This is a genomic window from Bradyrhizobium sp. ORS 111 (genome assembly GCF_045571485.1).
Taxonomy (GTDB): domain Bacteria; phylum Pseudomonadota; class Alphaproteobacteria; order Rhizobiales; family Xanthobacteraceae; genus Bradyrhizobium.
The window spans coordinates 1,662,274-1,676,072 of the sequence record NZ_CP120701.1 but is presented as its reverse complement, the minus strand read 5'-3'; the positions used below and the strand labels follow the sequence as shown (position 1 = coordinate 1,676,072).

At 66.8% G+C, this 13,799-nt stretch carries 12 protein-coding genes; all 12 read left to right on the top strand.

Annotation, left to right across the window (positions count from 1 at the left end; genetic code table 11):
• The 12 genes from P6U30_RS07780 to P6U30_RS07725 all read left to right on the top strand — a co-directional run bounded on the left by P6U30_RS07780 (position 1) and on the right by P6U30_RS07725 (position 13,799).
• On the top strand, positions 1-819 hold the full coding sequence (locus P6U30_RS07780) for an AraC family transcriptional regulator (RefSeq protein ID WP_407168832.1): 819 nt from the start codon (positions 1-3) through the stop codon (positions 817-819).
• Between the two features lie 114 nt (positions 820-933).
• Complete coding sequence (locus tag P6U30_RS07775) at positions 934-1,944, top strand: branched-chain amino acid ABC transporter permease (protein ID WP_407168831.1); 1,011 nt, start codon at positions 934-936, stop codon at positions 1,942-1,944.
• A 1-nt stretch (position 1,945) separates the two neighbouring features.
• Complete coding sequence (locus P6U30_RS07770) at positions 1,946-3,034, top strand: branched-chain amino acid ABC transporter permease (protein WP_407168830.1); 1,089 nt, start codon at positions 1,946-1,948, stop codon at positions 3,032-3,034.
• Positions 3,027-3,809 (top strand): ABC transporter ATP-binding protein, encoded by a 783-nt coding sequence (locus tag P6U30_RS07765; protein WP_024583050.1) that lies wholly within the window; start codon positions 3,027-3,029, stop codon positions 3,807-3,809. The genes P6U30_RS07770 and P6U30_RS07765 overlap by 8 nt, the downstream gene beginning before the upstream one ends.
• Positions 3,802-6,009 (top strand): ABC transporter permease, encoded by a 2,208-nt coding sequence (locus tag P6U30_RS07760; RefSeq protein WP_407168829.1) that lies wholly within the window; start codon positions 3,802-3,804, stop codon positions 6,007-6,009. The genes P6U30_RS07765 and P6U30_RS07760 overlap by 8 nt, the downstream gene beginning before the upstream one ends.
• Before the next feature lie 3 nt (positions 6,010-6,012).
• On the top strand, positions 6,013-6,846 hold the full coding sequence (locus P6U30_RS07755) for a phosphoenolpyruvate hydrolase family protein (RefSeq protein ID WP_407168828.1): 834 nt from the start codon (positions 6,013-6,015) through the stop codon (positions 6,844-6,846).
• 25 nt (positions 6,847-6,871) lie between these two features.
• Entirely contained in the window at positions 6,872-9,763 is a 2,892-nt protein-coding gene (locus tag P6U30_RS07750) for a flotillin domain-containing protein (RefSeq protein ID WP_407168827.1), read from the top strand.
• 9 nt (positions 9,764-9,772) lie between these two features.
• Entirely contained in the window at positions 9,773-10,210 is a 438-nt protein-coding gene (locus P6U30_RS07745) for an SRPBCC family protein (RefSeq protein ID WP_106326043.1), read from the top strand.
• Positions 10,211-10,439: 229 nt separating this feature from the next.
• Positions 10,440-10,883, top strand: coding sequence for an SRPBCC family protein (locus P6U30_RS07740; protein ID WP_407168826.1), 444 nt, complete (start codon positions 10,440-10,442; stop codon positions 10,881-10,883).
• A gap of 15 nt (positions 10,884-10,898) precedes the next feature.
• Positions 10,899-11,717, top strand: a complete 819-nt coding sequence (locus P6U30_RS07735) for an FAD binding domain-containing protein (RefSeq protein ID WP_407168825.1) — start codon at positions 10,899-10,901, stop codon at positions 11,715-11,717.
• A 6-nt stretch (positions 11,718-11,723) separates the two neighbouring features.
• A complete protein-coding gene (locus P6U30_RS07730) occupies positions 11,724-12,203 on the top strand; it encodes a (2Fe-2S)-binding protein (protein WP_407168824.1) in 480 nt (159 codons plus the stop codon).
• Between the two features lie 12 nt (positions 12,204-12,215).
• Entirely contained in the window at positions 12,216-13,799 is a 1,584-nt protein-coding gene (locus tag P6U30_RS07725; protein WP_407168823.1) for a xanthine dehydrogenase family protein molybdopterin-binding subunit, read from the top strand.

Sequence of the window (13,799 nt, the reverse complement as noted above, 5' to 3'; positions counted from 1 at the left end):
ATGAGCAGGGCGCTTGCCGTCTTCCACGGCCGATTCGGTCGCGCGACGGTCTATCAGTTGAACCGCCCCTTCAACGTGCATGCGCACCGCGAAGGGCACCTGATCTTTCACGTCGGTGGCACGCCGGCGCAAATAGACGTCTCGGACCAGCGCTGGCTGCTCAAGGACGACAGCGTGGTCGCGGTCAACCCGTGGGAGCCGCACAACTTTCTGCCATCGGACACGGAGCACGGCGCGATCTTCTTCGTGCTCTATGTCAATGCGGAATGGTTCGCGCCCGCAGCGGCGACTGCGCAGAACCTGCGCTTCGGCCGCACCTTCTTTCCCCGCACCGAGGCGCTCGACAAGTTGATCCGCCGCACGGCAGCCCTGGTGTGCGGCGCGCCATCGCTGCGCAGCCTCGATAGCGAGCTCAGGCAATTGATCGAGTCCTGCTACGAGGAAAGCTGGCAGGCCGCGCAGGCGGCGCGCGCGGCGGCGGCGATCACGGACTTCCGCGTCCGCAAGTCGATCAAGCTGATGTCGGAAAGCCCCGGCGCCGAGATCGAGCTCGATGCGATCGCGCGGGAAGCCGGCCTGTCGCGGCCGCATTTCTACCGGCTGTTCCGCACCCAGACCGGCGTCACCCCTCATCTCTACATGAACACGCTGATCATGGAGCAGGCCCTGGACGCGCTGGTGGCGACCGAGTCCCCGATCGCCGATATCGGCTTCGATCTCGGCTTCTCCTCGCAGAGCGGCTTCACCCGTTTCTTCGCCGCCAATGTCGGCATGGCCCCGACCGACTACCGCCGCGCCGCCAAGGTGTTACGGCCCTGAGGGAGTTCCTCGCGCGATAAAAGATACTCTCGATCAAATCCGCCGCCCTCGCCCTCGATAGGATGCCCGAAACGCGCCCCGTGAGAGGACGCGGCTTGAGGGAACGCGTCGGAGATGACCCGGTTCATCGAACGCCATCCGGCCTGGGCGCTGATCGCGATCATCGTGATCGCGGTGCTGCTGTGGCTGATCTTCGCGATCTGGCCGCCGGGGCTCGAAGCCGCGATCGGCCGCAAGCGCGTGTTCCTCAACGCGGTGCTGAATGGCATCACGCTCGGCGGGCTCTACTTCCTGGTCGCCAGCGGCTTCACGCTGATCTTCGGCCTGATGCGCAATGTCAACCTCGCGCACGGATCGCTCTATCTGTTCGGCGGCTATATCGGCTACGCCATCAGCGCCTGGACCGGTTCGTGGATCCTGAGCTTCATCGTTGCCTTCATCGCGGTGGCACTGGTCGGCGTGGTCCTGCAGCTCGCCGTGTTCCGCCGCATGGAGGGACAGGATCTCCGCCAGACCATGGTGACGATCGGGCTGTCGATCGTGTTCGCCGACCTGATGCTCTGGGTGTTCGGCGGCGACTTCTACCAGATCCAGACGCCGAGCTGGCTGATCGGCCCGGTGCAGCTCCCGCTGCTCACCGCGGTGAAATCCTCCGGCGAGCCGGTCTATCTGCAATATCCGCTGGTGCGGCTCGTGATCTTCGCCGCCTCCGTGGTGATCGGGATCGCGATGTGGCTCGCGCTCAACCGCACCCGGATCGGCATGATCGTACGCGCCGGCGTCGACGACCGCGACATCCTGGCCGCAACCGGTGTGCGGATCCAGCTCGTGTTCGTGCTGGTGTTCGCGCTCGGCGCGGGCCTCGCCGGAATCGCCGGCGTCGTCGGCGGCACCTTCCAGTCGCTGTCGCCGGGCGAGGACACCCGCTTCCTGCTCGCCTCGCTGGTCGTGGTGATCGTCGGCGGCATGGGCTCGATCCCGGGCGCAGCACTCGGCGCCGTCATCATCGGTCTCGCCGAGCAGCTCGGCTCGGTCTACATCCCGACCTACGCCATCGTCGTCACCTTCCTGATCATGGTGCTGGTGCTGGCGCTGCGGCCGCAGGGCCTGCTCGCGAGGCGATGACATGTCGTTGCTGCAGAGCACCCAGCTTCGCCCCGACCCGACCACAGCCTCGGAGGCACGGCGCGCCTTCATCCGCGCCTGGCCTGAATTCCAGAACCCGGTGGCCTGGCTGGTCGCGCTGATCCTGGTGATCATGCCACTGATCGCCAACGGCTTCTTCCTGATCGAGATCTTCGGCACCACGCTGATCCTCGGCATCATCGCGCTCAGCCTGATGTTCCTGGCCGGCTATGGCGGCATGGTCAGCCTGATGCAGCTCACGATCGCGGGCTTCGCCGGCTACATGGTCGCGGTGTTCGGCGTCAGCGGCAACGCCAACATCAGCCTCGGCTGGCCGTGGTGGCTCGCGACCCCGATGGCGCTGGCGCTGGCGACGCTGTTCGGCACGCTGGGCGGCGCGCTCGCGGTGCGCACCGAGGGCATCTACACCATCATGATCACGCTGGCGATCGGCGCGGCATTCTACTACTTCACCAACCAGAACTGGGCGATCTTCAACGGCCACACCGGCATCAACAATGTCGCGACGCCGCATTTCTGGGGCGTCGACTGGCGCGCCGACATCGCCTTCTACTACGTGACGCTGGGCGTTGCCGCGGTCTGCTATTTCGCCGTCCAGTACGTCTCGCGCGCGCCGTTCGGCCTCGCGCTGCAGGGCGTGCGCGATAATTCCCGCCGCATGGCGGCGCTCGGCTTCAATCCGAATGCGCACCGCATCGCGGCCTACGCCTTCGCCGCCTTCATCGCAGGGCTCGGCGGCGTGCTGCAAGTCTGGAATTACCGGCAGATCTCGCCGGGCTCGGTCAGCGTCGGCGCCTGCATCGATGTCCTGATCATCGCCGTGGTCGGCGGCATCACCCGGCCGATCGGCCCGTTCATCGGCGCCTTCATCTTCGTCCTATTGCGCACCTTCGCGCTCGATCTGCTGGTCAAGCTCGGGCTCGACGGCAACCGCTTCCGACTGTTGATCGGGCTCGGCTTCCTCGCCATCGTGTTCTGGTCGTCCGACGGGGTGATCGGCCTGTGGGAGCGCTGGCAGCGCCGCAACGCATCCTCAGCGAAACGCCCGGGTGGGGGCCGCCATGGATAGCGTCGCGCAGCGATTGTCGGCGGTCGGCGCCGGCGCGGCCCTCGAGCTGCGCGGCGTAACGCGGCTGTTCGGCGCGCTCGCGGCACTGACCGACGTCACCATCACCGTGCGCCCCGGCGAGCGGCGCGCCGTGCTCGGCTCCAACGGCGCCGGCAAGACCACGCTGTTCAACTGCATTACCGGCGACTTCCCGCCCTCCTCCGGCACGATCCGCTTCTTCGGCGAGGACATCACCCAGTTCCCGCCCTATGAGCGCATCCGCCGCGGGCTCCGCCGCACCTATCAGATTTCGGCGCTGTTCCCCGGTCTCACCGTTCAGGACAACGTCTATCTCGCCTGCCGCGGCGTATCGCGCGGCCGGTTCTCGTTCCTCCGTCCGGGACAGAACGACGCCCTGATGCACGCGACCGAAACGCTGGTGCAGGCCGTGCATCTGACCGGCGTGAAGGACCAGCGTGTCGCCGAGCTCGCCCACGGCCAGCAGCGCCAGCTCGAGATCGCGCTGGCGCTTGCCGGGGCGCCGCGCTTCATCCTGTTCGACGAGCCAGCCGCGGGACTGTCGCCGACCGAGCGGCGCGAGCTGATCGAGATCCTGACCTCGCTGCCGGCGCACATCGGCTACATCATCATCGAGCACGACATGGACGTTGCGCTTCGCGTCGTCGAGAGCGTGACGATGATGCACAACGGCCGCATCTTCAAGGAAGGCCTGCCGCGCGAGATCGAGTCCGATCCCGAGGTGCAGGAACTCTACCTCGGAGGCGGCCATGAATGACCGCCGCACCGCGCCCGCGCTTGAGGTGAAAGGCCTCGATGTCTATTACAGGCATTCGCACGCGCTGCAAGGCGTCGACCTGACGCTCGACTCCGGCGTGTTCTCGGTGGTCGGCCGTAATGGCATGGGCAAGACCACGCTGTGCAGGGCCATCATGGGCCTGGTTCGGGCCAGTAGCGGCTCGATCCGTATCAGCGGCGAGGAGGTGACGCGGCTGCCCCCGGCGCGGATTGCCCGGCTCGGGGTCGGCTACGTCCCACAGGGCCGGCGCCTTTGGCGCTCGCTGACCGTCGACGAGCACTTGCAACTTGCCGGCGGCCTGCGGCGCGGCTCCTGGACCATCGAGCGCATCTACGACACCTTCCCGCGCCTCGCCGAGCGCAGGAACCATGGCGGCAGCCAGCTCTCCGGCGGCGAGCAGCAGATGCTCGCGATCTCACGCGCACTGCTGACCAATCCGCATCTGTTGATCATGGACGAGCCGACCGAAGGGCTGGCGCCGGTCATTGTCGCCCAGGTCGAGGACATGCTGCTGCGCCTCGGCGATGAAGGCGACATCTCCGTGCTGGTCATCGAACAGAATATCGGTGTGGCAACGGCGGTGTCGCGCAACGTCGCCATCATGGTCAACGGCCGCGTCAACCGCATCATCGATTCCGCGCGGCTTGCCGCCGACCGCGAGCTGCAGCAGCGACTGCTCGGCGTCGGCACGCACGGCGCCGACGAAACCGATGCCGAGGCGGCGCCACAGAAAGCTGAGGCTGCGAGAGCGCCGCAGCCGGAGCGCAAGGGGCCGGTCCGCATCTATGTCTCCAATCCCGTGCTGCCGACGCGCTGGTCGCAGCCGGTGCCGATCGCCCGAATCGAGGCGGCGGCGCGAACGCAGTCGACCGGCGTCACGCGGCTCGAACAAGCAACCGGTGCGCGGCGTGAACCGGCAGCATCGAGGACATCAGGACCTCCCGTCGTGCTGGTCGTCGGCACGCTTGACACCAAGGGCGCCGAGCTCCGCTTCATCCGCGACATCGTCGCGGGCAGCGGCCTGCGCACGCGCCTGGTCGACGTTTCGACCAGCGGCAAAGCGTCAAGCTGTGACGTCACCGCGCAGGAGATCGCGCTGAACCATGGACGCGGCGGCTCCGGCGTGTTCGGCGCCGATCGTGGTGCCTCGGTGACGGCGATGGCGGACGCGTTCGAGCGGTGGCTGCGCCGCCAGGGCAATGTCGCTGGCATCATCTCGGCCGGCGGTTCGGGCGGCGCATCGTTGGTCGCGCCCGGCATGCGCGCGCTTCCGGTCGGCGTGCCGAAACTCATCATCTCCTCGGTCGCGTCCGGCGACGTCGGCCCTTACGTCGGGCCAGCCGACATCACCATGATGTATTCGGTGACCGACGTGCAGGGCCTCAACTCGATCTCGCGCGCGGTACTCGCCAACGGCGCCAATGCGCTGGTCGGGATGGTCAAGGCGCGGCTCGACGAACAGGCCGGCAAACCGCGAGATGGCGCCAGTCTGCCCGCCATCGGCATCACCATGTTCGGTGTCACCACCCCCGCCGTGCAGAAGATCGCCGCCGATTTGCGCGAGGACTTCGAGTGCCTGGTCTTCCATGCCACCGGTGTCGGCGGCCGCTCGATGGAAAAGCTGGTCGAGTCCGGTCAGCTCGCCGGCGTCATCGACCTCACCACGACCGAAATTTGCGACCTCCTGATGGGCGGCGTCTTCCCGGCAACGGAGGACCGCTTCGGCGCCATCATCCGCAGCCGCGTGCCTTATGTCGGCTCGGTCGGCGCGCTCGACATGGTCAATTTCGGTGCGCCCGATACGGTCCCGGAGCGCTACCGGCAGCGCAAATTTCACGTCCACAACCCGCAAGTCACGTTGATGCGGACGACGCCGGACGAGAACGAACGCATGGGCCGCTGGATCGGCGAGCGGCTCAACCAGATGGATGGGACAGTACGCTTCTTCCTGCCGGAGGGCGGCGTCTCCGCGCTCGATGCTCCCGGCCAGCCGTTCTGGGATCCCGAGGCGGACGCCGCGCTGTTCCGTGCGCTGGAGCGCACCGTGCGTCAGACCAGCAATCGGCAAATCGTTCACGTCAAGCGCAACATCAACGATCCCGAATTCACCGCCGCCATCGTCAGCGCATTCCGGCCGCTGCTTGGACGCGCCGGTGGACGGCGGAGAGTGGCGAGGTGACACATGCCCAGGTTTGAACGTGCGGCGCTGTTGAAGAAGTTTCACGACATGGTCGCACGCGGCGAGCCGATCGTCGGCGGCGGCGCCGGCACCGGGCTGTCGGCGAAATGCGAGGAGGCGGGAGGCGTCGACCTGATCGTAATCTACAACTCCGGCCGCTACCGCATGGCCGGCCGCGGTTCGCTTGCCGGCTTGATGCCCTATGGCGACGCCAATGCGATCGTGGTGGAGATGGCCGGCGAAGTGCTGCCGGTCGTGACCAGGACGCCGGTGCTTGCCGGAGTCAACGGCACCGATCCGTTCCGCGATATGGACGTGTTCCTCGACCAGCTCAAGGCACTCGGCTTTGCCGGCGTGCAGAACTTTCCGACCGTCGGCCTGATCGACGGCACCTTCCGCGCCAATCTCGAAGAGACCGGGATGTCCTACGCGCTCGAGATCGACATGATCGCGCAGGCGCATGAGAAGGACATGCTGACCACGCCCTACGTGTTCAGCGAGCAGGAAGCCGCCGCGATGGCGATCGCCGGCGCGGACATCATCGTCTGCCACATGGGCCTGACCACGGGCGGTACGATCGGCGCGCAGACCGCACTGACACTGGCCGACTGCCCTGCCCGCATCGAAACCTGGGCCGAGGCCGCACTCAGCGTCAACTCAGACATCATCGTGCTCGCGCATGGCGGTCCGATCGCGGACCCGGCGGATGCCGATTTCATCATGAAGAAAACCCGCAACTGCCACGGCTTCTACGGCGCCTCCTCGATGGAGCGCCTGCCGGTCGAGCGGGCGCTGACTGATCAGGTTCGTAAATTCAAGGCGATCGGCGCACGCTGAAGCGCCGTGACCAAGGGAGGAAGAGATGTCGGGGATGCTGGCAGGTGAATTGATCCTCTGGCTCATCGTCGCAATCGTCGCGATCATCATCATCGTGTACGTCGTGAACTGGCTCTATCACCGCTCGTCGAAGGAGGTCTCCTTCGTCCGCACCGGTTTCCTCGGCGAACGCGTGGTGATCAACGGCGGTGCCTTCGTGCTGCCGTTCATCCACGACTACACGCCGGTTAACATGAACGTGCTGCCGATGGGGATCGTGCGCTCCAGGCAGGACGCCGTGATCACCCGCGACCGCATGCGCGTCGACATCGAGGCCGACTTCTACGTTCGGGTGCAGCCGACCCGCGAGGCCGTCTCGATCGCCGCAGCCACGCTCGGCCGCCGCACTATGGAGCCCGAACAGCTCCACACCCTGCTCTCCGGCAAGTTCATCTCGGCGATCCGCTCGGTTGCGTCTGAAATGACGATGGAGCAGATGCACGAGCAGCGCGGCGAATATGTCGCCCGCGTCAAGGCCAACGCGGCGGAAGCGTTGGCGCAGAACGGACTGGAACTGGAGTCGGTCGCGATCACCGATCTCGACCAGACCGACCTCGAATACTTCAATCCCTCGAACCGCTTCGACGCCGAAGGCTTGACCCGCCTGATGGAGGACATCGAGGCGAAGCGCAAGCTGCGCAACGACATCGAGCAGGACTCGATGATCAAGATCCGCTCCCGCAACCTCGAGGCCGAGCGGCAGGCGCTGGAGATCGAGCGCGAGAGCGAGACCGCCCGCCTCGAGCAGGAGCGTGACATCGAGATGCGCCGCGCCCTGCAGCGCACTGAAGTGGCCCGCGAACGCGCGCTGCGTGAGACCGAGGCGGAACAGGCCCAGATCACGGCGCGTGAAGCCATCGAGAAGGCCCGCATCGCCAACGAACAGGCGATCACCGAAGCGCGCATCGCCTCCGAACGCGAGACCCGGCACAAGGAGATCGAGCGCACCCGGGCCGTGGAAGAGAAGGAGCTGCTGGCGCGCGAGGAGATCGAGAAGGCCCGGATCGCCAACCAGCGCGCGGTCGACACCACCCGCATCGCCTCCGAGCGCGAGGTCCGCCAGCGCGAGATCGAGCGGATGCGCACCGTCGAGGAAGCCGAGATCGCCGCGCGGGAAGCGATCGAGAAGGCGCGCATCCAGCAGGATCGCGTCGTCACCGACGCGCGCATCGCCAATGAGGAAGAAACCCGCCGCCGCGAGATCGAGCGGACGCGCGCGGTCGAGGAGGCCGAGATCGCCGCCCGCGAGGCCACCGAGAAGGCGCGCATCGCCCAGACCATGACGGTCAATGTCGAGCGCATCTCGTCCGACGAGCGGACCCGCGCGCTGGAGATCCAGCAGGTGCGCACCATCCAGGAGGCCGAGATCGAGGCGCAGAAAGCGGTGGAAGCCGCCCGCATCGCCCGCGAGAAAATGCTGGCCGCCGAGCGCATCACCGCCGACCACACCACCCGCAAGCTCGAGATCGAGCGCAACCAGGCGGTCGAGATCGCAGGCATCAGCGCACGCGAGGCCACCGAGGCGTCGCGGATCGCCCAGGAGGAACGCGTCCGGGCACTCGAGATCGCACGCACCCGTGCAATCGAGGAAGCCGACATCGCCTCGCGCGAGGCGATCGAGGCCGCGCGGATCTCGCAGGAGAAGTCGGTCGCCGCGCAACGCATTCGCGCCGAGCGGGAAACCCGCGGGCTCGAGATCGAGCGCACCGAAGCGATCGAGGCCGCCGAGCTGAAGCGCCGCGACGCCATCGAGCGGCAGCGCATCGATGTCGAGCTGGCGCTGGAGAGTGAGCGAATTGCCTCGTCGCGGACCCGCGAAGTGCTCAACATCGACCAGAAGAAGGCGATCGAGCTCGCCGACGAGGAGCGCGTGATTGCGCTCGCCGCCAAACGTTCCGAGCGCATCGACGCCGACCGGCAGGTCAGGCAAGCCGAGATCGTGGCCCGCAGGGAAGTCGACACCACCGACGTCTCCCGCGAGCAGGCGCTGGAAGCGGCGCGGATCGCGCGGCGCCGTGCGATCGAGCAGCTCGAGGTCGCCCGCAATCAATCGTTGCAGGAAGCCGAGATCGCAGCGCGCGAGGAGGTCGAGCGCGCCCGGATTGCGTCCGACCGCGGCCTCGACGAGGCCCGGATCGGCCGCGAGCGCGAGCTGCGCAAGCTCGAGGTGAACAGGGAGAAGGATGTCGAAACCGCGCTGATGGAGAAGGCGATCGCATTGCATCAGAAATCGCTGGAGGAATCCGCGGCCCGCGCCGCCGCCGAAGACGCACGGATGCGCGCCACCGAGGCCGCCGAGCGCGTCGTCACCGCGCGCGAAAGCGAGATTGCCAAGCGGCGCAAGACCGTCGAGGTGCTGCTCGCCGAGAAGCAGGCCGAGGAGACTAGGATCGCGGCCGAGGCCGAGCGCGTTCGCGCCGCGGTCGAGGCCGAGGCGCAGCGCCTGCTCAACGAGGCCGAGAACGTGCTGACCGACCAGGCGCGCTACTCGCTGTTCCGCCGCAAGCTGCTCGACCGCATCGAGGGCATCGTCCGCGAGAGCGTGAAGCCGATGGAGAAGATCGAAGGCATCCGCATCCTCCAGGTCGATGGCCTCAACGGCAACGGCCATGGCAACGGCACCGGCCGCAGCGCCACCGACGAGGTGATCGACTCCGCGCTGCGCTACCGGGTGCAGGCGCCGCTGATCGACTCGATCCTCTCCGACATCGGCGTCGAGGGCGGCAGCCTGGCGAAAATGCCCGGCCTGATCCGCGAGGCCCGGGACATGCAGGGCATCAAGGATTCCACGCGAAAGAGCGGCGGCGATGCCAAGCAGGCGTTGCCGGAGAGCAGCAGCGAGCCGCGGGCCGAGCGCACGCCGCGCAAGAAGGACTGAGCTCACGCCATGGCACGAGTTTACGTCTCCACCGTCGTCAACGCCCGCAACGATCGGGTCTGGGCCCGCGTGCGCGACTTCAACGGGCTGCCGAACTGGCATCCCGCGATCGCGGAGAGCCGGATCGAGGGTGGCGAACCCGCAGACAAGATCGGCTGCGTCAGGGACTTCCGGTTGCGCAACGGTGACCGTATCCGCGAGAAGCTGCTCGGCCTCTCCGACTACGACATGTTCTGCACCTACTCGATCCTCGAATCGCCGATGGGGGTGGAGAACTACGTGGCGACCCTGCGGCTCACGCCGGTCACCGACGGCGACCAGACCTTCCTGGAGTGGACCGCCGAATTCGATTGCGCGCCGGAACGCGAGACGGAGCTCGTCAACAACATCGGCGGCGGCGTATTCCAGGGCGGATTCGACGCGCTGAAGCGGGCGTTCGGAGGTTGAACGTGATCGCAATCATTCCGATCAAGGCACACAGCGCCCCCTCGCCCCGCTTGCGGGGAGAGGGTTGGGGTGAGGGGGAATCTCCGCAGAGACGGACCGAGTTTGTCTCGTGGAGAGTCCCCCTCACCCGGAATTTGCGCGACGCGCAAATTCCGACCTCTCCCCGCAAGCGGGGCGAGGTGAAAGAGCACGAACGGCTCGTTGGACCCAGAAGCTCCGGAGTGTAACCGTGCCGCATATCGTCAAGAGCACGATCCTGGATGCGCCGACCGACGCGGCGTGGGCCGTGCTGCGCGATTTCAACGGGCACGATCGTTGGCACCCGGCGGTCGCGACCAGCGCCATCGAGCGCGCGCAGCCGTCCGACAAGATCGGCTGCATCAGGCGGTTCAAGCTGAAGGACGGCTCCGAGCTGCGCGAGCAGTTGCTGGCGCTGTCCGACCTCGAGCAGAGCTTCAGCTATTGCCTGCTCGATACACCGATCCCGATGTTCAACTACGTGGCCCATGTCCGGCTGCTGCCGGTGACCGACGGCGACCGCACCTTCTGGCACTGGGAATCACGCTTTACCACGCGGCCGGAAGATAAGGACCGCATCACGCAAATGGTTTCGGAAGACATCTACCAGGCGGGATTTGAAGCCATCCGCCGGCATCTGAAGGAGGCCGCGTAAGCGGAGAAGGACATCATGCCCATCACGGTGAAAACCTTCACCAGCACCCACGACGCGGCGGCGGCATTGTCGTCGGATCGCAGCGCCCGCTATCTCGGCGGCGGCACGCTGGTGATGCGGGCGCTGAACGAGGGCGACATCTCGATCTCGACCGTCGTGCGCGCCAACGATCATGCGATGAGCAGGATCGACGCCACCGGTTCCCGCATCACGCTTGGTGCCGGCGTCACTTTTGCGCGTATATTGGCCGAGCGTGAGCTTGCCTTCCTGCACGCCGCTGCGCGCTCGATCGGCGGTCCGGCGGTGCGTAACATGGGCACCGTCGGCGGCAATTTGTTCGCGCCCGTGCCGTATGGCGACTTCACGGTTGCGATGCTTGCGCTCGACGCGACGGTGTCGCTGCAGGGCGGCCTCGGCGGCCGCGATATCCCGGTCGAGGAATTCCTGCAGTCGCGCGACCGGCAGGCCGGCGCGCTGGTGCTGGCGATCTCCTTCGCCAAGCCCGGCAGCGCGGATGCCTTCCGCTACCGCAAGGTCGCGCGGATCAAGCCGAAGGGCGGCGCGGTGATCACGCTCGCTGCGCATCTACCCGCCAATGGCGGCCGCATCGTCGGCGCGCGCGTCGCGTTCGGCTCGATGGCGGCAACGCCGATCCGCGCCCGCGCCGCCGAGCGCGCGCTGGAAGGACGCTCGCTGGATTCGTCCACGATCAATGCAGCGGCCGCCGCCGCCGTCGAAGGAACCTCTCCCGGTGACAATGCGCTCGCCAGCGCCTGGTATCGCCGCGAGATCGTTGGCGTCCACCTCCGCCGCCTGTTGTCCGGTCAGGAATAGATCGTCATGACCAAGACTGCTCTTCAATTCCGCCACAACGGCCGTGACGTCGCGATCTTCGTCGACGGCGGCACCAACCTGTTGGTCGCGCTGCGCGAGCTGATCGGCGACATGACGCCGAAATTCGGCTGTGGCCAGGGCGGCTGCGGCACCTGCAGCGTGCTTGTCGACGGCGAGCTGCATCTCGCCTGCCTGACGCTCGCCGAAACGGTCGCCGGCCGCTCGGTCGAGACGCTCGACGGGATGAAGGATGGCCCCAATCTGCATCCGCTGCAGCGTGCCTTTGCCGACAATTTTGCCGCCCAGTGCGGCTACTGCACGCCGGGCATGCTGATGGCCGCGAAGGCGCTGCTCGACCGCAATCCGCAGCCGAACCGCGCGGACGTGGTCGAGGCCATCTCCGGCAATATCTGCCGCTGCACCGGCTATGAGCCGATCATCAACGCCGTGCTGTCAGCCGCATCCGGCAGCCGGGCGCGCGCGTAAGGGAACAGTGCCATGCTGGAACTGCGCAAAGACATCTTCGCCGACGAGCGTGACGACAATCTGAAGGAGATCGGCAAGGGCACGCAGCGCCAGGACATGCTCGGCCATGTCACCGGCACCTCGCCCTATTTCGACGATCACAAGCTGCAGGGCATGCTGCATCTGAAGGTCGTCCGCAGCACCCATTCGCATGCGCGGCTGCGCCGGATCGACACCTCGGAAGCCGAACGGTCAGCGGGCGTGCGGCGGGTCATCCGCGGCTCCGATGTGCCGCGCAACCTCAACACGCTGCTCAGCCTGATCAATTTCGGCAAGGATGACGAGCCGTCGCTCGCGGTCGACAAGGTGCGCTACAAGGGCGAGCCGATCGTCGCCGTGGTCGCCGACAGTCCGCGCGAAGCCTATGAGGCGATCGCCAAGGTCAGGATCGACTATGAACCACTGCCCGCCGTGTTCGATGTCGAGGAGGCGCTGAAGCCGGGCGCGCCCGTCGTCAACGAGGTCTATCCGAAGAACACCTTCACCTATCACGAGACCTACGATCATCAGAAGCTGCGGTTCGGCGACGCCGACCGCGCGCTGGCCTCCGCCGATCACGTGTTGGAGCAGCGCTATCAGATGTCGCCGATCGAGCATGCTCCGACCGAGACCAACGGCTCGATCGCGGCGCCCGACACCAACGGCCGCTATATCGTCTACACCTCGACGCAGGCGCTGTTCTTCTCGGTCGACACCTGCGCCAAGATCCTCGATGTTCCCTCCAACACCTTCCATTTCATCGGCGGCACGGTGGGCGGCGGCTTCGGCGGCAAGGTCGATACGCTGACCGAGCCGCTCTGCATTCTCGGCGCGATGCTGACCGGACGCCCGGTGCGTTACGTGTTCGGGCGCGAGGAGGAGATGCAATACGGCCCGCCGCGCGGCGCCGAACGCATCTACATCAAGGACGGCGTGATGCGTGACGGCCGCGTTGTCGCCCGCAAGGTGCGCGCTTATTTCGACAGCGGCGCCTATACGCGGCTGTCGAGCTATGCGGCCGTGAAATGCGCGGCGCATCTGCCCGGCCCTTACACCATCCCGAACGTCTATGGCGACGTCTACTGCGTGTTCACCAACCGGACACCGGCGACCGCGATGCGCGGCTTCGGCGTCACTGCGATGGACTTCGCCATCGAATGCCAGATGGACAAGCTCGCTCATCTGGTCGGCATGGACCCCATGGAATTCCGGATCCTCAATGCGTATCGCGACGGCGACATGAAGGCGCATCGGCGCGAAGCCAAGAACACCGCACTGATCGAATGCGTGCAGGTCGCCGCAGAGAAGGCCAAATGGCCGATCCGCGAGGAGTTCAAGCGGATGTCGTCGCGGAAGGATGGCGGCGGCGCCCGCGCCGCCGTGACGCCGACCCCGCGCGAGGCGCATGCACCGCTGGCGGCAACCACCCAGCAGCGCACCACGTATGACCGTGCGCCGGTCGCAAGCCGCGAGCCGCCGCCACCGCCTCCTCCGGCAGCACCACCGCCGCCGCGGCCGAGCGCGCCATCGCATGGTGCGACCCGCTTCTCCTCCGTCTTCGGCACCAGGAGGCGCTGA

Excerpts from the sequence above, each read along its gene's own strand:
- P6U30_RS07750 (WP_407168827.1), top strand. The coding sequence starts at position 6,872 with ATGTCGGGGATGCTGGCAGGTGAATTGATCCTCTGGCTCATCGTCGCA.
- P6U30_RS07770 (WP_407168830.1), top strand. The coding sequence starts at position 1,946 with ATGTCGTTGCTGCAGAGCACCCAGCTTCGCCCCGACCCGACCACAGCC.
- P6U30_RS07730 (WP_407168824.1), top strand. The coding sequence starts at position 11,724 with ATGACCAAGACTGCTCTTCAATTCCGCCACAACGGCCGTGACGTCGCG.
- P6U30_RS07765 (WP_024583050.1), top strand. The coding sequence starts at position 3,027 with ATGGATAGCGTCGCGCAGCGATTGTCGGCGGTCGGCGCCGGCGCGGCC.
- P6U30_RS07735 (WP_407168825.1), top strand. The coding sequence starts at position 10,899 with ATGCCCATCACGGTGAAAACCTTCACCAGCACCCACGACGCGGCGGCG.
- P6U30_RS07725 (WP_407168823.1), top strand. The coding sequence starts at position 12,216 with ATGCTGGAACTGCGCAAAGACATCTTCGCCGACGAGCGTGACGACAAT.
- P6U30_RS07745 (WP_106326043.1), top strand. The coding sequence starts at position 9,773 with ATGGCACGAGTTTACGTCTCCACCGTCGTCAACGCCCGCAACGATCGG.
- P6U30_RS07780 (WP_407168832.1), top strand. The coding sequence starts at position 1 with ATGAGCAGGGCGCTTGCCGTCTTCCACGGCCGATTCGGTCGCGCGACG.
- P6U30_RS07775 (WP_407168831.1), top strand. The coding sequence starts at position 934 with ATGACCCGGTTCATCGAACGCCATCCGGCCTGGGCGCTGATCGCGATC.
- P6U30_RS07755 (WP_407168828.1), top strand. The coding sequence starts at position 6,013 with ATGCCCAGGTTTGAACGTGCGGCGCTGTTGAAGAAGTTTCACGACATG.
- P6U30_RS07760 (WP_407168829.1), top strand. The coding sequence starts at position 3,802 with ATGAATGACCGCCGCACCGCGCCCGCGCTTGAGGTGAAAGGCCTCGAT.